17 protein-coding genes and 1 pseudogene are annotated in these 21,029 nt (G+C 71.9%); 10 read left to right on the top strand and 8 right to left on the bottom strand.

Translation table 11 applies throughout. The features are described 5' to 3' along the window. Position 1 precedes the first annotated feature (1 nt). The 4 genes from ACZ7L6_RS07620 to ACZ7L6_RS07605 are packed head-to-tail and all read left to right on the top strand — an operon-like array spanning position 2 to position 3,973. Complete coding sequence (locus tag ACZ7L6_RS07620) at positions 2-934, top strand: ABC transporter permease (protein ID WP_471921059.1); 933 nt, start codon at positions 2-4, stop codon at positions 932-934. After that, positions 931-1,917 carry an ABC transporter permease gene (locus tag ACZ7L6_RS07615; protein WP_471921058.1) on the top strand — a complete coding sequence of 329 codons (987 nt, stop codon included), beginning with the start codon at positions 931-933 and terminating at the stop codon, positions 1,915-1,917. The genes ACZ7L6_RS07620 and ACZ7L6_RS07615 overlap by 4 nt, the downstream gene beginning before the upstream one ends. Next, a complete protein-coding gene (locus tag ACZ7L6_RS07610) occupies positions 1,917-2,945 on the top strand; it encodes an ABC transporter ATP-binding protein (RefSeq protein WP_471921057.1) in 1,029 nt (342 codons plus the stop codon). Before ACZ7L6_RS07615 ends, ACZ7L6_RS07610 begins: the two co-directional genes overlap by 1 nt. After that, positions 2,942-3,973, top strand: coding sequence for an ABC transporter ATP-binding protein (locus ACZ7L6_RS07605; RefSeq protein WP_471921056.1), 1,032 nt, complete (start codon positions 2,942-2,944; stop codon positions 3,971-3,973). Before ACZ7L6_RS07610 ends, ACZ7L6_RS07605 begins: the two co-directional genes overlap by 4 nt. A gap of 85 nt (positions 3,974-4,058) precedes the next feature. Here ACZ7L6_RS07605 and ACZ7L6_RS07600 read toward each other — a convergent pair whose 3' ends face one another. Further along, positions 4,059-5,276 carry a M6 family metalloprotease domain-containing protein gene (locus tag ACZ7L6_RS07600; protein ID WP_471921055.1) on the bottom strand — a complete coding sequence of 406 codons (1,218 nt, stop codon included), beginning with the start codon at positions 5,274-5,276 and terminating at the stop codon, positions 4,059-4,061. A 103-nt stretch (positions 5,277-5,379) separates the two neighbouring features. Here ACZ7L6_RS07600 and ACZ7L6_RS07595 point away from each other — a divergent pair, with 103 nt between their 5' ends. The 4 genes and pseudogenes from ACZ7L6_RS07595 to ACZ7L6_RS07580 all read left to right on the top strand — a co-directional run bounded on the left by ACZ7L6_RS07595 (position 5,380) and on the right by ACZ7L6_RS07580 (position 10,157). Then, a complete protein-coding gene (locus tag ACZ7L6_RS07595) occupies positions 5,380-6,336 on the top strand; it encodes a LysR family transcriptional regulator (protein WP_471921054.1) in 957 nt (318 codons plus the stop codon). A 388-nt stretch (positions 6,337-6,724) separates the two neighbouring features. Next, positions 6,725-7,477 carry an alpha/beta fold hydrolase gene (locus tag ACZ7L6_RS07590; RefSeq protein WP_471921053.1) on the top strand — a complete coding sequence of 251 codons (753 nt, stop codon included), beginning with the start codon at positions 6,725-6,727 and terminating at the stop codon, positions 7,475-7,477. A 730-nt stretch (positions 7,478-8,207) separates the two neighbouring features. Then, positions 8,208-8,666: pseudogene (locus tag ACZ7L6_RS07585) on the top strand (polysaccharide deacetylase family protein); the annotation flags it as partial. 105 nt (positions 8,667-8,771) lie between these two features. Beyond that, a complete protein-coding gene (locus ACZ7L6_RS07580) occupies positions 8,772-10,157 on the top strand; it encodes an MFS transporter (protein WP_471921052.1) in 1,386 nt (461 codons plus the stop codon). Between the two features lie 66 nt (positions 10,158-10,223). Here the strand turns inward: ACZ7L6_RS07580 and ACZ7L6_RS07575 are convergent, their stop codons facing one another. The 4 genes from ACZ7L6_RS07575 to lnt form a co-directional block, all read right to left on the bottom strand. Then, positions 10,224-12,170, bottom strand: a complete 1,947-nt coding sequence (locus ACZ7L6_RS07575; RefSeq protein WP_471921793.1) for a helix-turn-helix domain-containing protein — start codon at positions 12,168-12,170, stop codon at positions 10,224-10,226. Between the two features lie 77 nt (positions 12,171-12,247). Further along, positions 12,248-13,057 (bottom strand): 3-hydroxybutyrate dehydrogenase, encoded by an 810-nt coding sequence (locus ACZ7L6_RS07570; RefSeq protein ID WP_471921051.1) that lies wholly within the window; start codon positions 13,055-13,057, stop codon positions 12,248-12,250. A gap of 54 nt (positions 13,058-13,111) precedes the next feature. Next, positions 13,112-13,591, bottom strand: a complete 480-nt coding sequence (locus ACZ7L6_RS07565; protein WP_471921050.1) for an NUDIX hydrolase — start codon at positions 13,589-13,591, stop codon at positions 13,112-13,114. A gap of 69 nt (positions 13,592-13,660) precedes the next feature. Continuing rightward, positions 13,661-15,271: an apolipoprotein N-acyltransferase gene (gene lnt / locus ACZ7L6_RS07560; RefSeq protein WP_471921049.1), complete on the bottom strand. Its 1,611-nt coding sequence runs from the start codon at positions 15,269-15,271 to the stop codon at positions 13,661-13,663. 352 nt (positions 15,272-15,623) lie between these two features. On the opposite strand from lnt, the gene ACZ7L6_RS07555 reads away from it, so the two are divergent. Then, positions 15,624-16,691: an O-antigen ligase family protein gene (locus ACZ7L6_RS07555; RefSeq protein WP_471921048.1), complete on the top strand. Its 1,068-nt coding sequence runs from the start codon at positions 15,624-15,626 to the stop codon at positions 16,689-16,691. Between the two features lie 104 nt (positions 16,692-16,795). Here ACZ7L6_RS07555 and ACZ7L6_RS07550 read toward each other — a convergent pair whose 3' ends face one another. Both ACZ7L6_RS07550 and ACZ7L6_RS07545 read right to left on the bottom strand, forming a co-directional pair. Then, on the bottom strand, positions 16,796-17,338 hold the full coding sequence (locus ACZ7L6_RS07550) for a hypothetical protein (protein WP_471921047.1): 543 nt from the start codon (positions 17,336-17,338) through the stop codon (positions 16,796-16,798). Between the two features lie 105 nt (positions 17,339-17,443). Then, positions 17,444-18,229: a glutamate racemase gene (locus tag ACZ7L6_RS07545; RefSeq protein WP_471921046.1), complete on the bottom strand. Its 786-nt coding sequence runs from the start codon at positions 18,227-18,229 to the stop codon at positions 17,444-17,446. 57 nt (positions 18,230-18,286) lie between these two features. Here ACZ7L6_RS07545 and ACZ7L6_RS07540 point away from each other — a divergent pair, with 57 nt between their 5' ends. Then, positions 18,287-19,462 carry a glycosyltransferase gene (locus ACZ7L6_RS07540; RefSeq protein WP_471921045.1) on the top strand — a complete coding sequence of 392 codons (1,176 nt, stop codon included), beginning with the start codon at positions 18,287-18,289 and terminating at the stop codon, positions 19,460-19,462. Here the strand turns inward: ACZ7L6_RS07540 and ACZ7L6_RS07535 are convergent, their stop codons facing one another. Beyond that, the gene (locus ACZ7L6_RS07535; RefSeq protein WP_471921792.1) at positions 19,463-20,743 is read right to left on the bottom strand and encodes a TerD family protein; all 1,281 of its coding nucleotides are present in this window, start codon (positions 20,741-20,743) and stop codon (positions 19,463-19,465) included. Positions 20,744-21,029 lie beyond the last annotated feature (286 nt).

The raw sequence follows: 21,029 nt of genomic DNA, 5'->3' as shown, positions 1-21,029 counted from the left end.
CATGGCAACCCCCGTCCCCCTGGACCCCGTTGCCACGGGCAGCGGCCCCTGGCAGCTCGCCCGTCAGGAACTGCGTCGCCGCACCTCCGTGAAGATCTCCCTGGCCATCGTCGCCGCCTTCCTCCTCATGGCGGCGGGGGCCCCGCTGCTGAGCGCGCTCGGCGGCTGGTCGCCCGACGAGTTCGACAAGACCGCCGTCGACCCCTACCTGGGCGGCACGCCCCTCGGGCCGCTCGGCGGCATCTCCGCCGACCACTGGCTCGGCGTCGAACCGGTCACCGGACGCGACCTGTTCGCCCGGGTCGTGCACGGCGCCCAGGTCTCCCTGCTCATCGCCCTGACGGCCACCGCGATCGTCGTCGTCGCCGGAACGGCGGCCGGGATCGCGGCCGGCTACTTCGGCGGCCGCACCGACACCGTGCTCTCCCGCCTGATGGACCTCACCATGTCCTTCCCGTCCCTCATCTTCATGATCGCGATGATGTCGGTGGCCAAGGACGTCAACCGGATCCTGCTGATGACCGCGGTCATCGGCCTGTTCGGCTGGCCCGGCATCGCCCGCGTGGTGCGCGGACAGACGCTCTCGCTCAAACACCGCGAGTACGTCGACGCGGCCCGCGTCGGCGGCGCCGGCTCGTGGCGGATCCTCACCCGCGACATCCTGCCGGGCGTCGCGGGCCCCGTCATCGCGTACACCACCCTGATCATCCCCGGCATGATCGCCACCGAGGCCGCCCTCAGCTATCTGGGCGTCGGCGTCCGTCCGCCCACCCCGTCCTGGGGCCAGATGATCGCCGACAGCGTCTCCTTCTACGACACGGACCCCATGTACTTCGTCATCCCGAGCGCCTGCCTGTTCCTGACCGTGCTGGCGTTCACACTGCTCGGCGACGCCCTGCGGGACATCCTCGACCCGAGGGGCAGCCGCACATGATCGTCTACACGCTGCGGCGGCTGGCCGCCGTCATCGGTGTGCTGATCGCCGTCGCCGCCGTCACCTTCACCATCTTCTACGTCCTTCCCTCCGACCCCGCCGCCGCGGCCTGCGGCAAGGCGTGCAGCACCGAACGCCTGGCGGCGATCCGCGCGCACATGGGTCTCGACCAGCCACTGTGGCGCCAGTTCTGGGACTTCGCCGGCGGCATCTTCACCGGCCGCACCATGGGCAGCGGCCAATACGCGCTGCACTGCGACTTCCCGTGCCTGGGCTACTCGTACCAGAGCAGCGAGTCCGTCTGGGCCCTGCTGATGGACCGGCTCCCCGTCTCCGCCTCCCTCGCGCTGGGCGCCGCCGTGCTGTGGCTGGCGCTCGGTCTGAGCGCCGGCGTGGTCGCGGCCCTGCGCAAGGACACCCTCACCGACCGCGTCCTGATGGTCGGCGCGGTCGGCGCCGCCTCGCTGCCGGTCTACTTCACCTCGATGATGCTGATCTACGGCCTCATCCGGGTCGCGGGCCTGCTCCCCTACCCGCAGTACGTGTCCTTCGGCGCCGACCCCGCGCACTGGGCTTCGAACCTGCTGCTGCCCTGGCTGGCCCTCGCCATCCTGTACGCGGCCATGTATGCCCGGCAGAGCCGCAGTTCGATGATCGAGACGATGGCGGAGCCGTACATCCGCACCGCCCGCGCGAAGGGCCTGCCGCGCCGCACCGTCGTCGTCAAGCACGGCCTGCGCTCCGGCATGACGCCGATCCTCACCCTCTTCGGCATGGACCTGGGCGGCCTGCTCGCCGGTGCCGTGATCACCGAGTCCATCTTCGGCCTGCCGGGCATCGGCCGGCTCTTCTACGGCGCCCTGTCCACCGGCGACCAGCCGGTGATCCTCGGCGTGACTCTGCTCGCCGCCGCCTTCATCGTCGTCGCCAACCTGGCCGTCGACCTGCTGTACGCCGTCGTCGACCCGCGAGTGAGGCTGTGATGGCCGCCGAACCCCTGCTGTCCGTACGGGACTTGACCGTCACCTTCCCGACCGGTCACGGCCCCGTCCGCGCCGTCGACACGCTCTCCTTCGACGTCCACCGGGGACGGACCCTCGGTATCGTCGGCGAGTCCGGCTCCGGCAAGTCCGTCACCTCGATGGCGGTGATGGGCCTGCACACCGGCGCCGAGGTCACCGGCTCGATCACCCTGGACGGCCGGGAGTTGGTCGGACTCGCGGAGCGCGAACTGAACCGGCTGCGCGGCCGGAAGATGGCCATGGTCTTCCAGGACCCGCTCTCCAGCCTGCACCCCTACTACACGGTCGGCGAGCAGATAGCGGAGCACCACCGGGTCCACTTCGGCTCCCGGCGGGCCGCAGCCCGGCAGCGCGCCGTGGAGATGCTCGCCGAGGTCGGCATTCCGGAACCGAGGCGCCGAGCGGGCGAGTACCCGCACCAGTTCTCCGGGGGCATGCGCCAGCGCGTGATGATCGCCATGGCGCTGGCCTGCGAACCGGACCTGCTGATCGCGGACGAGCCGACCACCGCCCTGGACGTCACCGTGCAGGCCCAGATCCTGGAGCTTATCGCCCGGATCCAGCAGGAGCGCTCCCTGGCCGTCGTCCTGATCACCCATGACCTCGGGGTGGTCGCCCGCGTCGCGCACGAGGTCCTGGTGATGTACGGCGGCCGCGCCGCCGAACGGGCCCCGGTGGAGGCGGTGTTCGCCGCCCCGGCCCACCCGTACACGCGGGGCCTCCTGGACTCCCTGCCCCGTCTCGACGACACCGACGACACCCCGCTTCGGGCGATCCCCGGCAGCCCTCCGTCGCTGCTCACGCCCGCGCCGGGGTGCGCGTTCGCGCCGCGCTGCCCGCGGGCCGCGTCGGCCGGCACCGACGCTCGGGAGCGCTGCGATCGGGTCAGGCCCCCTCTGGTCGGCTCCGACGAGCGCGCGGTGGCCTGTCACCTGCCCCTGAGCCACGCCACCGCCCCCACGGACTCCACTCGGAAGGTCATCTCATGACGCCCATCGACGGGCCGACGTTCCCGATCAGCGCCACTGCCGCACCGCCCCCTCCCCACGCCGACCCGCTGCTGTCCGTGCGCGACCTGACGATGACCTTCCCAGGTCGGCGAGGCCGTTCGGCCCCCGTACGGGCCGTCGACGGCGTCAGCTTCGACGTGGCGGAGGGCGAGACCCTCGGTCTGGTCGGGGAGTCCGGATGCGGCAAGTCCACCACCGGCCGGATGATCCTGCGACTGCTGGAGCCGACCGATGGCTCGGTCTCGTACGACGGCCGCGACATCAGCCACCTCACCCAGCGCGAGCTCAGACCGCTGCGGCGGGAGATCCAGATGGTCTTCCAGGATCCGCACTCCTCGCTCAACCCGCGCCAGACCGTGGCCCGGATCATCTCCGATCCGCTGCTGGTACAAGGTAGTTCCGCGGTCGACGCGCGGCGCCGGGCCGCGGAGTTGATGGAGCTGGTCGGGCTCATCCCCGAGCACATCGACCGCTATCCGCACGAGTTCTCCGGAGGCCAGGCCCAGCGCATCGGCATCGCCCGCGCCCTGGCCACGAACCCCCGCCTGGTCGTCGCCGACGAACCGGTCTCGGCGCTCGATGTCTCCGTGCAGGCGCAGATCGTCAACCTGATGGAGCGTCTGCAGCGCGAACTCTCTCTCGCCTACCTCTTCATCGCGCACGACCTGTCGGTGGTCAAGCGGGTCTGCGACCGGGTCGCCGTGATGTATCTGGGCCGCATCGTCGAGATCGGCCCCAAGGAGCGGGTGTACACGGCCCCGGCCCACCCCTACACCCGGGCCCTGCTGTCCGCCGTACCGCTTCCCGATCCGGTCGCCGAGCGCAGCCGCGAGCGGATCACGCTGCTCGGCGACCCGCCGAGCCCGGCGGCTCCCCCGCCCGGCTGCACGTTCCACCCCCGTTGCCCCCGGGCCCAGGCGCTCTGTCGGTCCGAGGCTCCGGTGCTGGGCATCGCGGCGCCAGGTGAGACACGTCAGGTGGCCTGCCACTTCCCCGAGGCCGCCTGAGGGAACACGGCTGTGTCCTGGACCGCCTGTGGGGTGGGTCCAGGACACAGTCCGTGCATTCTGTGCACGAACGACCGGCGATGTCCTACGACTTGGTGATACGGACGGTGTCCGAGTCGCCGGCCGCGCTCAGGACCTCGATCCGCACCCCCGCCGCCGCGTCGGTGAACGACTGCCCGGCCCAGTACGGCGCGTCGTCCAGCGGACGGCAGCCGCTTGCCGGAGTGGCGTCGGGCTTGGCGTCCATCACCCGGATCGGTCCGCTGCCGGTCGCGACGGACGAGTCGACCCGGTACACCAGCGCACCGGTCGAACACAGCCCCGTGTCCGCGAGGACCGCTCGCCGCGACTCGACGACGTACGCCGTCGTGGGTCCGGTGCGGACGACGGCCATCTTGGTTCCGCCGGCGTACTCGACCGCGTTCAGGGTGACCGTGTCGGTGCCCGCGGAGTTCCGGCAGACGACCTGACTGTCGTCGATCCAGCCGAGCTTCCACGACTGCCAGGCGAAGTACTGCGGCCCGTGCCCGCCGATCAGGCCCATCACGTCCCAGCCGCCCACGAAGCGATGCGCGTCCGTGCCCGCGTCGAAGGCGTACAGGTCCGGCAGCCCGAAGGTGTGCGCGGTCTCGTGGCCGAGCAGCTTGTGGCCCCAGTGCCACATGTCCTGACCGAAGGTCACCGCCCACTTGATCCGCTTGCCGTCGGCGACCACCCCGGCCGTGCCCGGGTCGTACACATAGGTGGGCGTGAAGGAGATGGCCGCCGCGTTCTTCGTCGGTACGACGTACACCATGTCGTAGCGCGAGAAGTCCACGGACGGATCCGCGGCCGTGACGGCGTCCTTGAGATACGCCTCGTGCGTCTCGTGGCTGAGGCCGCGTGCGAATCCGTAGTCCGTGGAGTTGTGCGGCATCCGTACCCAGCTCCGGTGCTGGGTGATGGCGAGCCACGTCCGGCCGTAGGACGCGTTCCACACCCAGTCCGCGCCGGGCGTGAGCTGGGCCGCGTCGTCGGCGGCGGACTCGGTGGCGGGGGCGTCGGGGAAGTCCACGAAGATCATGGCGACCTTGATGGTTGCGGCGGGGCGCTGGAAGACGGAGTAGTCGGTGTCATGACCTTCGTCCGTCCACCCGGTGGTGCCGCGCAGTGCACAGTCCGAGGCGCTGTCCGCCGCCCGGGCCGCCGTCACCGCCCGGGCGTACGGGGCGCCGGGAACGCCGAGCAGGAAGAGAAGGAGGCCTGCGAGCGCGGCCGACAGCAGCACTCCTCGCCTCCTTGGCGCGGGAAGGGTAGGTCTCATGGATGCGTTACCTCCACACATACGGCATGTGACATTTCACATACGACTGTGGGGGCCGCGCAGCCCTGTCGGGAACCTCCCAGCGCTCCATAACATCCGCGCCATGGATCTGGAGATACGCCATCTGCGCGTGGTGTGCGCCGTCGCGGAAGCCGGCAGCCTCACCCGCGCGGCGGCGTCGCTGGGAATGACCCAGCCCGGCCTGAGCGCCCAGGTGCGGCGCGTCGAAAGGCTCCTGGGCGGCCCGCTGTTCGAGCGCGGCCACGCCGGAGCCGTGCCCACCTCGCTGGGTGAGCTGGTGCTGGCCAGGGCCCACGCCATCCTTCCGGGCATCGACCAGCTCCTCGCGGACACCGACCGCGCCACCCGCCGCGCGGCCTCCCCCGCCCGCGTCCGCGTCGGCTCGGTCGGCGCCCCGCTCCTGGGCCATCTCCTGCTGGCCGTACGCGATGTGGTGCCGGGGGCCGAGGTCACCTGCCGCTGCCGGTACGCGCCCGCGCCGCTCCTCGACGACCTCGCCGCCGGCCGCCTGGAGGCCGCGGTCCTCGGCGACCACCCGGGCCAGGAGCTCGCACCGCGCGACGGCGTGATCCTGCACCCGCTCGTCACGGAGCCCGTCTTCGCTCTGCTCCCCGCCGACCACCCGTTGGCCGAGCGGGAGGAAGTGAGCCTGACCCGGCTCGCCAAGGAGGACTGGGCCGTACCCCGACCCGACAGCGATCGCACCCGCGAGTACTGGACGTCCGTCTTCGCCCTCACCGACGTCCGTCCGCGCACCCCCTACGAGGCGGAGGGACGTCAGCTGATCGAGATCGTCCGGGCAGGACTTGCCGTCAGCCTCTGCCAGGCCACCTTCATCGAGGTACCCGGCGTCGCCGTCCGCCCCCTGGCGGGCAATCCGCTCTGGTACCGCCATGTGCTCGCCTGGCGCCGGGACAGCCCCGTGGCGCCGCATGGCGAGGCGGTCCTTCGTCGGGTCCACGACGGGTATCTGAGCAGTTGCGCCACCGGCAGCACGTACGCGCGGTGGCGGGAGAGGCACCGGGCTGTCAGTAGTTAGCGCAGCTGAAACCGTACGATCCGCTGCCGGAACCGCAGGCCGGTGCGTTCGTTCGCGTACTGCACGAGGACGGCAACGCCGGGGGCGGCGAGCGCGCGGTCGTCACCCGGGGCGGCAAGTACCTGCCGACCAAGCGCTCCTGGCCACACGGCCCCGCGGGCGGCCGCGTCCGCGAGCTCGCCCCGACACGACCCGGGATGTACCCCTCCCCGGGAGGGGCTCGGCGAGGTGCCGCACCACCGCTCGCCCGGCCGATCCGTCGCGCGAGACTTCTGTCGGATGACAGGATCCGCGCAGAACTCGCGCAAACCGAGCGACCATCCGGCCTGGGAAATGAGCAGTCGTCAGGGAAGCCTGCAGACACGTACACGAGGGAAAGGAAGACCACATGACTGCCGTATTCGTCCACGGGGTTCCCGAGACAGGTGACATCTGGCAGGACGTGCGCGATCGACTCGACACCGACAGCGTGGCCCTTCGCCTGCCCGGGTTCGGTGCCCCGGTCCCGGAGGGATTCGGCGCGAGCAAGGAGGAGTACGCGCGGTGGCTGGCGGACGCGCTGCGCGAAATCCCCGGCCCCGTCGACCTGGTGGGCCACGACTGGGGTGCCCTGCTGACCTATCGGGTCGTCACGGCGTACGACGTGCCTCTACGTAGTTGGGCCGCCGACTGCTCGAGCGTCATGCACACCGACTACGTCTGGCACCCCGTCGCGCAGATCTGGCAGACGTCGGGCGACGGCGAGGCGTTCAACGAGCGTGCGCGGACCGCGTCCGTGGACGAGCCGGACAGCACAGCCGGCCAGCTCCGGTCCCTCGGTGTGCCGGAGCATCACGCCCTCGCGCTGCACGAGGGCTTCGACAAGACGATGGGGCAATCCATCCTCGGGCTCTACCGTTCCGCGCTGCCCAACCCGTTCGCCGACTGGGGCAGCGACCTCGCAGCGACCGACGCGCCGGGCCTCGTCCTCGTCCCCTCCGGTGACCCGTTCGACAACGAGGAGGTGGCTCGCGACGTCGCCCGCGATCTGGGCGCCGAGGTGTGCGTCCTGGAGGCCGGTCACTTCTGGATGGTCGAGGACCCCGAGTCGGCGGCGAAGGCGCTGAGCGAGTTCTGGGCCTCTCTGGTCGGCCGCGGCTGATCCTGCCTCTAGCGCCGCCTGCTGTCCCCGAGCGCAGCGGCAGTCGGGCCGCTCGCCTGTGCCTACGCAAGGCGGGCGCGCCCCGGCTTCGGCCACGCGTAAAACCGGTAACGCGCTCACGGACGGATCCCAGCAATGGGAGCTTGTGCAGCAGGCACGGTTTCCACGGGCCTGACAGGCCCAGCGGCCGGGGCCCGGTAACGGAGCCGGGCCGCGCACGACGCCGTCGGCGCCTGGACCTCGCACAACCTGCTGCGGGTCTTCCCCACCACATTCCGCTGGACCGCCGGTCTCCCTTCACAGAGGAGCTGAACCGGCGCACCCGGACCCAATCCCACGAACGGCGCCACCCGCGCTCCTCGACATCGACACCGCGTTGATCACAGCGCTGGCGAGGACGGCCGGGCCACCTCTCGGGCGCGCACGCCGAAGTCCTGCTGTGGATCGCCCTACGACCAGACGCGTGCCCTCTCGAAGACGACGGTCACCCCGTGGCTGTCCGACTTCGGCAACCGCGTCCAGCAGCAGACCGTGCGTCCCAGCAGCCGACTCGACCTCGGCGCGACCGAAACGCCCGAGCCGTCCGTCCCGACGGAGGCCGCCTTGGGAGACGACACAACGGACTGCAAGAAGGTGAAGTGCATCGCACTGACCTTCGACGACGGCCCGGCGGCCCCGGAGACAGCGACACTGCTGAAGCACCTCGCCCAGTACAAGGCGCGCCACCTTCTTCAACACCGGCCAGAACGTCGCCGCCCCCGCCGAGCTGGTGCGCGCGAAGGCGCAGGCCGGTCACGAAGTCGGGAACCACTCCTGGAACCACCCCGACCTCACCGGCCTCACCCCCGACCAGGTCCGCTCCCAGCTGGACCGCACCAGCGCGGCCACCAAGGCCGCCACCGGCAGGCCACCGGCGCTGTTCCGGCCGCCGTACGGCGCCATGAACGCCACCGTGAAGGCGGCGACCACCCTCTCCCCCGTGCTGTGGGACGTGGACACCGAGGACTGGAAGTACCGCGACGCGGCCAAGGTCGCCCGCACCGTCATCGACAAGGCCGAGCGCAACAATGTCGTCCTCCTGCACGACATCCACCCCACCTCGGTGGCCGCGGTTGCCCGCACATCACGATGGTGGCGGGGTCCCTCTCAGCCGCCGCTCCGCGAGCAGTCATGGTGGTCCGACGCATAGCTGCGCCCTGAACTATGTTGCCCCACCACATGTGCCCCTGACCTGCACCTTCCTACGGTGTGCGAACACGTACCCGTCCCCACCGCACACGAGGAAGTGGCGCACATGGCCTCCGCAACCACCGCTCCCCCACCACCCGCGAACCTCAAGCGCATCGTCGCCGCCAGCCTCATCGGCACCACCATCGAGTGGTACGACTTCTTCCTCTACGGCTCCGCCGCCGCCCTCGTCTTCAACAAGCTGTTCTTTCCGAACACCGACCCGCTCGTCGGCACCCTCCTGTCCTTCCTGACGTACGCCGTCGGATTCGCCGCCCGGCCGCTGGGCGCGCTGGTCTTCGGGCACTACGGTGACCGGCTCGGCCGCAAGAAGCTGCTGGTGCTGAGCCTGCTGATGATGGGCGGGGCGACGTTCGCGATCGGGCTGCTGCCGACGTACGCGACCATCGGGTCCGCCGCGCCCGTGCTGTTGACCGTGCTGCGTCTGGTGCAGGGCTTCGCGCTCGGCGGGGAGTGGGGCGGCGCCGTACTGCTCGTGTCCGAGCACGGCGACGCGCGGCGGCGCGGTTTCTGGGCCTCGTGGCCGCAGACGGGTGCGCCCGCGGGGCAGCTCCTGGCGACCGGCGTGCTGTCCCTGCTGACGGCCGTGCTGTCGGACCGTGCCTTCGTCAGCTGGGGCTGGCGGATCCCCTTCCTGCTCTCCGGCGTGCTGGTGATCGTCGGCTTGTGGATTCGTCTCTCTGTCGATGAATCACCCGTCTTCCAGCAGGCGTTGGCGCACGCCGAGGCCCGTAAGGCGGCGCACAAGGACGATGCCGAGCGGCTGCCGCTGGTCTCCGTGTTCCGGCATCACTGGCGTGATGTCCTGGTGGCGATGGGCGCGCGCATGGCGGAGAACATCAGTTACTACGTCATCACCGCGTTCATCCTCGTCTACGCCACCACCTCGGCCGGTGTCTCCAAGCAGACCGCCCTCAACGCCGTGCTGATCGCGTCCGCCGTGCACTTCGCGGTCATTCCTGCCTGGGGTGCGCTGTCCGACCGCGTCGGCCGGCGTCCCGTCTATCTGCTGGGCGCGGCCGGGGTCGGGCTGTGGATGTTCCCGTTCTTCTCGCTGATCGACACCGGCGGCTTCGGCAACCTGATCCTGGCCGTGACCGTGGGCCTGGTGCTGCACGGCGCCATGTACGCACCGCAGGCCGCCTTCTTCTCCGAGATGTTCGCGACCCGGATGCGCTACTCCGGTGCCTCCATCGGTGCCCAGTTCGCCTCGGTCGCGGCGGGCGCCCCCGCGCCGCTGATCGCCACCGCGCTGCTGTCCGACTACGGCAGCTCCACTCCGATCTCCCTGTACGTCATCGCCGCGGCCCTCCTCACGGTGATCGCGGTGGGCGCCGCCAAGGAGACCCGCCACCGGGATCTGGCCGACATCGAGTCGACCGACGACGGGGAGCCCGCTACGGCCCGTGCGGCGGACGCGCACACCGTCTGACCGGCGCCCGGCCGTCACGGCCGAGCCCCGTGCAATCCGCCCCCGTACGCCGCGCGCGTACGGGGGTCAGCGCTGTCCCGGTGCCGACAACCGGTGCAGCCGCAGGGCCAGTTGGATCTCCAGCGCGCGGGCGGGGCTCTGCCAGTCGTCGCCGAGGAGGCGGCCGACGCGCTCCAGGCGCTGGGCGACCGTGTTCACATGGACGTGCAGTTCGTCCTTGGTGCGGGCCGGGCTCATCCCACAGGCGAAGTACGCGTCGAGCGTGCGCAGCAGGTCTGTGCCGCGCCGTTCGTCATAGGCGACGACCTGGCCGATCGTGCGGCCGACGAAGCCGGCGATGTCCCGGTCCCCGGCCAGCAGCAGCCCGAGGAACCCGAAGTCCTCGGCGGCGGCGCCGTCTCCGGAGCGGCCGAGCAGACGCAGGGCGTCGAGGCAGCGCCGGCCCTCCTCGTAGGCGGCGGCCACGGCGTCGGGATGGGCCGCCAGGTCCTCGACCGGGGCGGAGGCGCCGACGGTGACCGCCTCGTGGACGGCCGTGCCGAGGTGCCGGGCCGTGCGGCGGGCGAGGGCGGTGGCTGTGTCCCCCGCTTCGAGGGGCAGGAGCAGCACGGTCCCGCCGTCGCGTGCGGCGGCCAGGCCGTGCCGGGTCGCGGCGAGGTGGGAGGCGGCGGACCACAGGCGTCTGCGCGCGGCCGCCTCCTGGTCGGCGTCGGCCGCGGCGGCGTCGAGGCGGGCTGCGAGGACGACATGGGTGGCGTCGAGGTCGGCGTCCAGCCGGGAGGCGCGCTCGCGCAGCAGACGCGGGTCGCGGTCGCGGGCGTCGAGCAGGTCGTCCAGCAGCTCGCCCCTCACGCGCTGTTCGGCCTCGGCGGCGGAGCGCCGGGCGAGGAGCAGCAGGGAGGTGACCATCGCGGCCCGCTCCAGGGTGCGCTGGTCGACGGGGTCGAGGCCGGGGTGGCCGCGCAGCACGAGCGCGCCGAGCAGTTCGCCGCCCGCGGCCACCGCGGCGATCCAGTCGTCGGCGTGCCGTACCGCGTGGCCTTCGGCGCGGGAGGCCTCCAGGGCGCTCGCCGGGGCGTCCGCGGCCTCCGCGAACTCGACCGTGCCGTCGAGGACTTCGGCGACCGCGGCGGCCACGTCGTGTACCCCGCCGCCGCGCAGCACGAGTTCGGCGAGCCGGTCGTGCACGTCCGAGGCGCGTTCGATGACGCCGCTGCGGTCCCGGATGATCTCGTTGGCGCGTTCCAGGTCGGCGACGGCCGAGCGGGTCTCGGTGAGCAGGTTCGCGGTGTCGATGGCGGCCGCGGCGAGAGCGGCGAAGGAGCCGAGCAGGGCGATCTGCTCCCGCTCGAAGACCCGGGCGCGCCGGTCCGCCGCGAAGAGGACCCCGATCACGTGGTGTCCCAGCATCAGGGGCACGCCGAGGATGGCGACCAGGCCCTCGTCGCGCACGCCGGCATCGATCGTGAGGGTGTGCTGGAAGCGGTCGTCCTTGAAGTAGTCGTCGGTGACATAGGGGCGGGCGGTCTGCGCGACGAGGCCGCCGAGGCCCTCGCCCATGCCGAGCCGCAACTGCTGGAACCGGGCGGCGACCGAGCCCTCGGTCACTCGCATGTAGGTGTCGCCCCTGGCCGGGTCGTTCAGGCTGAGATAGGCGACGTCCGTGCCGAGCAGCGACCGGGCGCGCTGCACGATGGCCTGCAGTACGGCGTCCAGGTCCCGAAGGCCGGCCAGGTCGTGGGCCGTCTCGAAGAGGGCCGACAGCTCGGCCTCGCGTCTGCGCCGCCCCTCCAGTTCGGAGCGCACACGCAGCGCGAGCAGCTTGGCCTGTTCGAGGGCGACGATCTGCTCGGCCGCTCTGCCCTCGGCGCGGGCGAGCAGCGTCGGCTGCTCGTAGGCGTCGGCGGACGCGCCCCGGGCCAGCAGCTCGAGGAACGGCGTCTCGGCGCTGTTCAGGGGCGCTCCGGCAGCGGTGGCGGAACGCTCGGCGGACTGCACGTGATCGCGGGACATGCCCACAGGATTGCTCATCGCACTGCCACTCCGTCAGCCCTGTGGATAACTCGGAACCCCCGCCGATGCACCACCGATCAGTGCGCGGTCCAGCCACCGTCGAGCACGAGCGAGGTACCCGTCACGAAGGACGCCTGCGGGCTGCACAGATACGCGACGGCCTCCGCGACCTCCTCCGGTTCGATGAGCCGCTTGACCGCGCTGTCCTGCAGCAGCACCTCGGACAGCACCCGCTCCTCGGGGATGCCGTGCGCCCGGGCCTGGTCGGTGAGCTGCTTCTCGACCAGTGGGGTGCGCACATATGCGGGGTTCACACAGTTCGAGGTGACGCCATGGGGTGCGCCCTCCAGGGCGGCGGTCTTGGAGAGTCCTTCCAGACCGTGTTTGGCGGCCACATAGGCCGACTTGAAGGCAGAGGCGCGCAGCCCATGGACGGAGGACACATTGACGATCCGGCCCCAGCCCTGCCCGTACATATGGGGCAGGGCGCCGCGGATGAGCCGGAAGGGCGCCTCCAGCATCACGGTGAGGACCGTGTGGAAGACGTCGGGCGGGAACTCCTCGATGGGGCGCACGAGTTGCAGCCCGGCGTTGTTGACGAGGAGGTCGGTGCCGGCGGCGGCGAGTTCGGCGGCGTCCAGGTCCGTGAGGTCGAGGACGTGCGGCTCGACCGTGCCCGGCAGGGTGCGCGCCTCCTCGGCGAGCGCCTCCAGGCCCGTGCCGTCCCGGTCGACCGCTCTCACCTTGGCCCCTGCGGCAGCGAGCCTCAGCACACAGGCACGGCCGATGCCGCCGGCGGCGCCGGTGACGAGGGCGGTGCGGCCGCCGAGGTCGAGCGAGGAGGGCAAGGAGGAGCCGTGGGCCGGGAGAGCGCTGGGCGGGGTCATGCTTCGACCCTAGGCAGCACCCTCGCCGGCCCACATATGGTCACAGCCCATAGTTCAGTTCGAAGTCATAGGCTCGAACCACGTGGGTTCATCGGACAGCGCCTGCTTGATCCGGAACAGCTGACGTTCGCCCATCACGGGCAGCGCGTCCACCTCGAACCAGCCCACCTGCAGGGACTCGTCGTCGTTCACGCGTGCCTCGCCGCCGACGGCCCGGCAGCGGAAGGTGATGTCCATGAACTGGCACATGTCGCCGTTGGGATAGGTGACCTCATCGCCGGACCTGACCAGGACGACCCGTTCGGCGACACAGCGGACGCCCGTCTCCTCGTACACCTCCCGCACGGCGCACGCCGCCGGCTGCTCCCCCGGGTCCGGGATGCCGTTGATCACCGTCCACTTGCGGTTGTCCGCACGCTGCCCCAGCAGCACCCGCCCCTCGTCGTCGAAGACGACGGCGCTGACGCCGGGGAGCCACAGGAGTTGGTGGCCGGCGGAGGCCCGGATCGTACGAATGAAGTCAGGAGTAGCCATGGGCCCGACCCTAACGGGCACATGGCGACGCCCCCGGCGGAATACCGGGGGCGTGCGACCGGCGTACGGCTACACCTCAGCGGTGCGTCGAGCGCGCATCCCCGCCCCGATCGCCCAGCCCAGACCGCCCGCGGCGACCAGCAGCAGGGCGATCTCCGGCAGGATGCCGAGCCGCGTGGCGGGCGTCTCGGTGGAGCGCAGCGGCACCTTCTGGACCAGCGAGTCGGCCACGAACATGCCCGTCTTCTGCGTGATCCTGCCGTCCGGCATGATGATCGCGCTCACGCCGCTGGTCACCGGCACGGTGACGGTCCGGCTGTGCTCCACTGCGCGCACGCGGGACATGGCGAGCTGCTGGTAGGTCATCTCGCTGCGGTCGAAGGTGGCGTTGTTGCTCGGCACGGAGATCATCTGCGCGCCGTCGGTGACCTCGGAGCGCACCGTCCAGTCGAAGGCCGCCTCGTAGCAGGTGACGAGGCCGACCTTGGCGCCGTCCATGGTGAACACGCCCGGCTCGGTGCCCCGGCTGAAGTCCTGGCGGACCATCGAGGTCCAGGTCTCGTTGATCGCCCCGACGAGCGAGCGCAACGGCAGGTACTCGCCGAACGGCTGGATCTGCCGCTTGTCGTAGGTGTCGACCGGCCCCTTGGCGGGGTCCCACAGGATCTGCTCGTTGAACAGCTTGCCGTCCCGCTCGACGACACCGCCGACGGAGATGGGCACGCCGATCGCCTTGGCGGCTTCGTCGATGACGGTGCGGGCGTCGGCGTTGGCGAAGGGGTCGATGTCGGAGGAGTTCTCGGGCCACAGCACGAAGTCGGGCTGTGCCACCTTGCCCGCCTTGACCTCGGCGGCAAGGCGCTCGGTCTCACGCGCGTGGTAGTCCAGTACGGCGCGCCGCTGGGCGTTGAAGTCCAGTCCCGCGCGCGGGACGTTGCCCTGGATGACGGCGACGGTCGCGGTGCCGTCCTCGGCCTTGTCGCTGACCAGCGGCCGCGCGGCCACGGCGCCCACGACCGGTACGGCCACGCTCAACAGGGCCACGGCCGCGGCGGACCGCTGGACGGCCCGGGTGCGCCGCCCCTCCATGACCAGGCGTGCGACCTCGTACAGGCCGAAGCCGCACAGGACGACCGCGAAGCCGAGCACCGGGGTGCCGCCCACCGCGGCGAGGGGCAGGAAGACGCCGTCGGCCTGACCGAACGCGATCTTCCCCCAGGGGAAGCCGTTGAACGGCGCACGCGCGCGTGCCGCTTCTCCGGCGACCCACAGGGCCGCCGCCCACACCGGCGAGCCGGGCAGCTTCGACACCGCGGCGACTCCCGCACCGACCAGCGCGACGAAGACCGCCTCGATCGCGACGAGCGCGATCCAGGGTCCGGGCCCGACCTCCACTCCGGTCCACACCAGCAGCGGCAGCAGGAAGCCGAGGCCGAAGAGATAGCCGAGGCCGAGGCCCGCCTTCCAGCTGCGGCCGCGCAGCACCCAGCCGAAGACGGCGAAGGCCGGAAGGGCCAGCCACCACAGGGTGCGCGGCGGAAAACTGACGTAGAGCAGCACTCCGGAGAGCGCCGCGGCGAGGGGCGGAACCAGGCGCAGCAGCCGTGCCGCGCGCGAGGCGGGCGCGATCTGCGGCTGCAGCTGGTCCGACTCGCCCACGGAAGTTGCGGTGACGGTCACTCCGGGAGTGTACGGCGGTTGACCTCGGCACTGACAGCGCGGTCCGGCCCGCGGCACTCACAGCACGGGTCGGCCCGCGGCGACCCTTGGGGCACCGGCCACGGCGTCGGCGGCACGGGTGGGCGCGGCGGCATCGCCGTGGCACCGCGCCGGCCGCCGAGCGAGCGCGGACGCCGTGGCCGACCCCTCCACTCGCAGGTGACGCACCCCTCCTGCACGAGACGTCCACAAATCGGCCATCAGCCGTTACGGTATGCCGGAGCCTCAGTCGTACTGGCCGGTCAGGTCCGGGCGGCGGGGTCCGTCACAGGTCGGGGGACCGGGTTCGGGGGGCGGGGTGGGTGTCACGGGGATGGCCTCTGCGGTGGATCAGGATGAGACAGGCGACAGACGAAACGTTTCTGATGCTGCGGGCGTGGTGGTGCTGGGGGCCTGCGCCGCCTGGTCGCTGATCTCGGCCGCCGTGCACGCCGGCCGCCCGGAGGGTGTGCTGCTCGCGATCCTCGCCGTGGCCGCCGGCTATGCCGCGGGGCGGATCAGCGGGGCGCTCCTGCCGGTCGCCGCGCCCTGCGCCGGAGCACTGGCCGGAGTGAGCCTGACGCTGACCGTCCCGCACCTGGCCCCCGGACCGCAGATCGTCACCCCGCTGGGCCACGCGGGGGCCACCGCCGCCGTACTGACCCTCTCCGCCGGGGCCGCGTGCTGCGCCGCCTGGGCTGCCACGGCACCGGCCCTGCGACTGGGCCTGCGTCTGCTGGCCGCCGCGATCGCGGTGACCGCGGCCGCCCTCGGCTCGACGACGGGCTTCGTCACCTGCACCGCCGTCCTGCTGTGCTCGCTCGCCGCCGGCCACCTCCGCCATCGTGGCGTGGGCATCGCCGGACTGGCCCTGACCGCCACCGCGGTCACCGGCCTGATCTGGGCGGCCGCCAGGAACGCGGTGCCCGGCGGTTTCGCCTCCTGGCTGGAGGCTCAGCTGACGCGGCATCGCATCCAGCTGTGGCAGGACGCCCTGCACCTGGCGCACGACGACCTCGCTCTGGGCGTGGGCCCGGGGCGCTTCGGCGAGCTCAGCACGACGGCGACCGGCACGCTGCTGTCCGACGGCAAGCCGCATTCGGCACCCCTGCAGCAGGCGGCCGAACAGGGAGTCGTCGGCGTGCTCCTGCTGGCGGCGGCGTTCTGCTGGATGCTGTTCGCGCTGTGGCGCACCGCGCGCCCCACTCCCGTCGCGCTGACCGCGGGCGCCGCCCTGACGGCGGTGGCGGCGATCGCCGCGGTCGGCAACGCGCTCAGCTTCGCCTCGGTGTCGGTGGGCGCAGGCCTGCTGGCCGGTCTGGCCACGGCGCGGCCACTCGCCGGCGGATCAGCGGGGCGCGAGATCGACGTACGCGCGCGTGGCGAGCGGCAGGTCCCATGACCCGACACGCGTCGCAGGGGTCAACCGACCCATGACTCCGAATGCTCTCCCCCGCGGTGACGGCCCGATCGTCGTCCCCGATCCGCCGTGCCGGGCGATGCTGCTCAGTGGGCCGTGCCGGGCGCCCCTGTCCGCAGCCGGTCCCTGATGACCCGTACGGCCGCCTCCGCGTCGTCCACGGTGATCGTGAACGTATGCCCGTCCCACAGCCTCAGGATCAGGCCCTCGCCACGCCGTACGACGACCGCGGTGCCCTTCTCGGGCCGCCACCGATAGCCCCAGCCACCCCAGTGGCGGGGAGTGACGTGCGGGACGAAGTCGGCGCCCACCACCTCGGACAGGGGGATGCGGCGGCGCGGCACACCGATGTGACCACAGCGCACCTCGAGGCACTCCTGGTCGACCTTCAGGGCGACGTGCACGAACGCCAGCGTGCCGAAGAGGACCAGCAGCCCGGCGGCGATGCAGCCGACGACGGCCATGACGAGCGGGGCGATGCCCTCCGTCCACGGTGAGTCGACGGCCAGCTCGATCCCGAGCGCCATACAGGCCGCACCGGCGAGCGCCAGCAGCCACTGGACCCGGTTGGTCGCCCGCCCGGTCCAGACATCGGGGTGCGGCTTCCTGCCGTGGGGGTGGTCCCTCATGCCTATGAGGTTACTCAGGTTTCGCTGTGCTGGTACCGCGCTGCGGAGGGTGACTGCGCCGAGCGGACCAGGTTCGAGCCACGGCGTCCTTTCGGTGACCGCCGGTCACCGCGCGGGGCTGATCTCCTGCAGGAGACGGCCTTCGTCGTAGGCGAGGGCGGGCTCGGGGAGCGTGCCCTCGCGTCCGCTCAGCAGCACGGTCAGGGTGCCGCTCGCCTCGGCCTCGGGGGCGGGCTGCTCACCGAGCCGGCGCAGTGCCTGCGCGGCGACGGCTCCGGCGGAGCCGTGCAGAACGAGGGGCGGGAAGCCGGGGCGCTGGACCGCGGTGCGGATGCGCTCGGCGACGAGCTCGTAGTGGGTGCAGCCCAGGACGACGGTCGTGACGTCCTTGGGGGTCAGCGCCGCGGCCGCGGCGACGGCGGCCTCGATCGCCGTCTCGTCCGCGTGTTCGACTGCTTCGGCCAGCCCGAAGCACGGCACTTCGGTGACGGCCACACCGTCGGCGAAGTCCTTGATGAGGCCCCGCTGGTAGGGGCTGCCGGTGGTGGCGGGCGTGGCCCAGATCGCGAAGGGACCGCCGCCGGCGGCGGCCGGCTTGATCGCGGGGACCGTGCCGATGACCGGGATGCCGGGTTCCAGGTGGGCGCGCAGGGTGGGCAGGGCGTGCACGGACGCGGTGTTGCAGCCGACGATCAGCACGTCGGGCCGGTGCGCGGCGGCGGCCTCGGCCACGGCCAGCGCGCGCTGCGTGAGGTCCTCGGGGGTCCTCGGACCCCAGGGCATGCCGTCCGGGTCGAGGGAGAGCACGAGATCTGCGTCGGGTCGCAGGCGTCGTACCGCGGCGGTGGCCGCGAGCAAGCCGATTCCGGAGTCCATCAGCGCGATCTTCACCCGGCCACGATAGACGATGGGCCCTTACGGGTCGGTTGGGTGGGGCAGACTGCGCGCGTGAGCGCCATCGCGTGGACCGCCGCCGGATCACTCGCCGCCTGGCTGTGGCTGCTGCTCTGCCAGGGGTTCTTCTGGCGCACCGACGTCAGACTGCCCAGGCGCGTCGAACCGGACGCGTGGCCGCCCGTCTGCGTCGTCGTACCGGCGCGCGACGAGGCCGCGGTGCTCGGCTCGAGCCTGCCGACGCTGCTCGCCCAGGACTATCCGGGGCGGGCGGAGGTCTTCCTGATCGACGACGGCAGTTCGGACGGCACCGGGGACCTGGCGCGCGAGCTCGCGCGGCGGCACGGCGGACTCCCGCTCACGGTGGACTCCCCCGGCGAGCCGCCCGCGGGCTGGACCGGCAAGCTGTGGGCGGTGCGGCACGGCATCGGCCTGGCACGCGCGCGTGCCCCCGAATACCTGCTGCTGACGGACGCCGACATCGCGCATGCGCCCGACAGCCTGCGCGAACTGGTCGCGGCGGCGCGCGCCGGCGGCTTCGACGTCGTCTCGCAGATGGCCCGGCTGCGGGTGGAGAGCCTGTGGGAGCGGCTGGTGGTGCCGGCCTTCGTGTACTTCTTCGCGCAGCTGTATCCGTTCCGCCGGATCGGCAAGAAGGGGACACGGACGGCGGCCGCGGCGGGCGGCTGCGTCTTGTTGCGCGCCGAGGCCGCCGAGCGGGCACGCGTTCCGGACGCCATCCGGCACGCGGTCATCGACGACGTGGCGCTCGCGCGGGCCGTCAAGGGCGGCGGCGGACACATCTGGCTGGGGCTGGCCGAGCGGGTGGACAGCGTGCGCCCGTATCCGCGGCTGCGCGACCTGTGGCGGATGGTGTCGCGCAGCGCGTACGCACAGCTGCGGCACAACCCGCTGGTGCTGGCCGGCACGGTCGCCGGGCTCACGCTGGTGTATCTGGTGCCGCCCGTGGCCGTGGTCGCGGGCGCGGTCGTCGGGGACACGGCGACGGCGGCCGTCGGCGGTCTCGCGTGGCTGGTGATGACCGGGACGTATGTGCCGATGCTCCGCTACTACCGCCAGCCGCTGTGGCTCGCTCCACTGCTGCCGTTCACCGCGTTCCTCTACCTCCTGATGACGGTCGATTCCGCGGTGCAGCACTACCGGGGGCGCGGCGCGGCCTGGAAGGGGCGCACGTACACGCGACCCGACGCCGTGCCCGACGAGGGCTGACTACTTGCGGCCGGGCGTCCAGTTCATGCCCCATCCGTAGGCGTAGTCGACCGTCCGCTGCGGGCTCACGCCGTGCTCGGGCACCAGGTAGCGGGCCTCGCGCTGGACGATCAGGTCGCTGCCGGTGTTGGTGATCAGGGCGAGCGCGCACACCGTCGAGGGGACCGTGCACTCGTCGAGCGAGAAGTCGACCGGGGCGCCGTGCTGGGGCGTGAGGGTGACCGTGGCGTGCAGGTCGGCGAAGGAGCGCGCCCCTTGGTAGATGGTCACGAAGACCAGGATGCGCCGGAAGGCCCGCTGGTGGTCGAGGTTGACGGTGAGGTTCTCGCCGCTGGCCACGGCGCCGGTGCGGTCGTCGCCGTCGAGGTGGATGTACGGCGGCTGGTGCAGGGCGCCGAAGGCGTTGCCGAGGGACTGGATCACTCCCTTGCTGCCGTCGGTGAGCTCGTACAGGGCGCACAGGTCGAGATCGAGGTCGTTGTGCATGGCGACGGGGCGGCCCAGTTTGCTCGCCCAGCCCGAGAACTGCTTGCGCACCTGCCAGTTGAGGTTCACGCGCATCACGCCCGAGGTGCCGCCCTGCTTCGTGAGCGAGACCGACGGGGACGCCTTGGTGAGCGTCACCTTGCTCAGGCTGATCGGCGCCGCCGGGGGCGCGGGCGGGGGGACCGGCGGCATGGCGGGCGGCGCCACGGTCGCGGGCGCGGTCACCGGGGGCGCGACCGGCGGGGCCGCGGGCGGCGCGGCGGGGGCCGCCTGCTGGGGCTCGTCGACCGTGATGCCGTAGTCGGTGGCCAGGCCCGCCAGGCCGCTGCTGTAGCCCTGGCCGACGGCGCGGAACTTCCAGGCGCCCTGACGGCGGTAGAACTCACCGAGGACGAAAGCGGTTTCGACGGTGGCGCCCATGCTGTCGAAACGGGCGACGACGGTGCCCTGGGCGGCGTCCTTGACCTCGATGGCCAGATCCGGCACCTGGCCGAACGCGCCGCCGTCCGCGGAGGCGGCGAGGATGACGGTCTCGATCGCGGGCTCCACGCGCGCGAGGTCGACGAGCAGGCTGTCCGTCACCCGCCCGCCGGCGTCCCGCTTGCCCTCGTGGCGGACCGCGCCGGAGGAGTGCTCGGGCTGGTTGTAGAAGACGAAGTCGCCGTCGGAGCGGACCTTCCCGCCGACCAGCAGCAGAGCCGAGGCGTCCGCGTCGGGCACTCCCGGCCCGGAACGCCAGCCCAATTCGACCCGCAGCGCCGTCGTCGGCACCGGAGCATTCGATCCTTTCGGCATTGACATGTCCGCCCCCATAACGGGTCAGCGCGCCAGGCACACCCCGGCAGCTCATCGGGTTCTTCTCCAAGGCCAACCTATTCCCCGCCCCCGGCGAACTCCCACGTGGAGCACAGGAACCCGGAGGCCAACCCCCGGTAACCCGCTCGGAACTCGGCATTTACATGATTCGAGCGCCGATTGGCGTCCCTTTTTGCCAAGTTCGCTCGCATTGGGGATCCGGCGTCACCGCAGACACATAAAACAACCCTCTTATCGGTCTCCCCAACCAGCACATCGTGGGCTT

This window comes from Streptomyces sp. NPDC107522 (assembly GCF_055657525.1).
The sequence above is the reverse complement of the archived record's forward strand: the minus strand, read 5'-3'. Positions and strand labels throughout refer to the sequence as shown.

What these genes read in the sequence shown, in the direction of transcription:
- ACZ7L6_RS07620 (WP_471921059.1), top strand. Translation starts at nt 2, where the DNA reads ATGGCAACCCCCGTCCCCCTGGACCCCGTTGCCACGGGCAGCGGCCCC.
- ACZ7L6_RS07615 (WP_471921058.1), top strand. Translation starts at nt 931, where the DNA reads ATGATCGTCTACACGCTGCGGCGGCTGGCCGCCGTCATCGGTGTGCTG.
- ACZ7L6_RS07610 (WP_471921057.1), top strand. Translation starts at nt 1,917, where the DNA reads ATGGCCGCCGAACCCCTGCTGTCCGTACGGGACTTGACCGTCACCTTC.
- ACZ7L6_RS07605 (WP_471921056.1), top strand. Translation starts at nt 2,942, where the DNA reads ATGACGCCCATCGACGGGCCGACGTTCCCGATCAGCGCCACTGCCGCA.
- ACZ7L6_RS07600 (WP_471921055.1), bottom strand. Translation starts at nt 5,276, where the DNA reads ATGAGACCTACCCTTCCCGCGCCAAGGAGGCGAGGAGTGCTGCTGTCG.
- ACZ7L6_RS07595 (WP_471921054.1), top strand. Translation starts at nt 5,380, where the DNA reads ATGGATCTGGAGATACGCCATCTGCGCGTGGTGTGCGCCGTCGCGGAA.
- ACZ7L6_RS07590 (WP_471921053.1), top strand. Translation starts at nt 6,725, where the DNA reads ATGACTGCCGTATTCGTCCACGGGGTTCCCGAGACAGGTGACATCTGG.
- ACZ7L6_RS07580 (WP_471921052.1), top strand. Translation starts at nt 8,772, where the DNA reads ATGGCCTCCGCAACCACCGCTCCCCCACCACCCGCGAACCTCAAGCGC.
- ACZ7L6_RS07575 (WP_471921793.1), bottom strand. Translation starts at nt 12,170, where the DNA reads ATGTCCCGCGATCACGTGCAGTCCGCCGAGCGTTCCGCCACCGCTGCC.
- ACZ7L6_RS07570 (WP_471921051.1), bottom strand. Translation starts at nt 13,057, where the DNA reads ATGACCCCGCCCAGCGCTCTCCCGGCCCACGGCTCCTCCTTGCCCTCC.
- ACZ7L6_RS07565 (WP_471921050.1), bottom strand. Translation starts at nt 13,591, where the DNA reads ATGGCTACTCCTGACTTCATTCGTACGATCCGGGCCTCCGCCGGCCAC.
- ACZ7L6_RS07555 (WP_471921048.1), top strand. Translation starts at nt 15,624, where the DNA reads ATGGCCTCTGCGGTGGATCAGGATGAGACAGGCGACAGACGAAACGTT.
- ACZ7L6_RS07550 (WP_471921047.1), bottom strand. Translation starts at nt 17,338, where the DNA reads ATGAGGGACCACCCCCACGGCAGGAAGCCGCACCCCGATGTCTGGACC.
- ACZ7L6_RS07535 (WP_471921792.1), bottom strand. Translation starts at nt 20,743, where the DNA reads ATGCCGAAAGGATCGAATGCTCCGGTGCCGACGACGGCGCTGCGGGTC.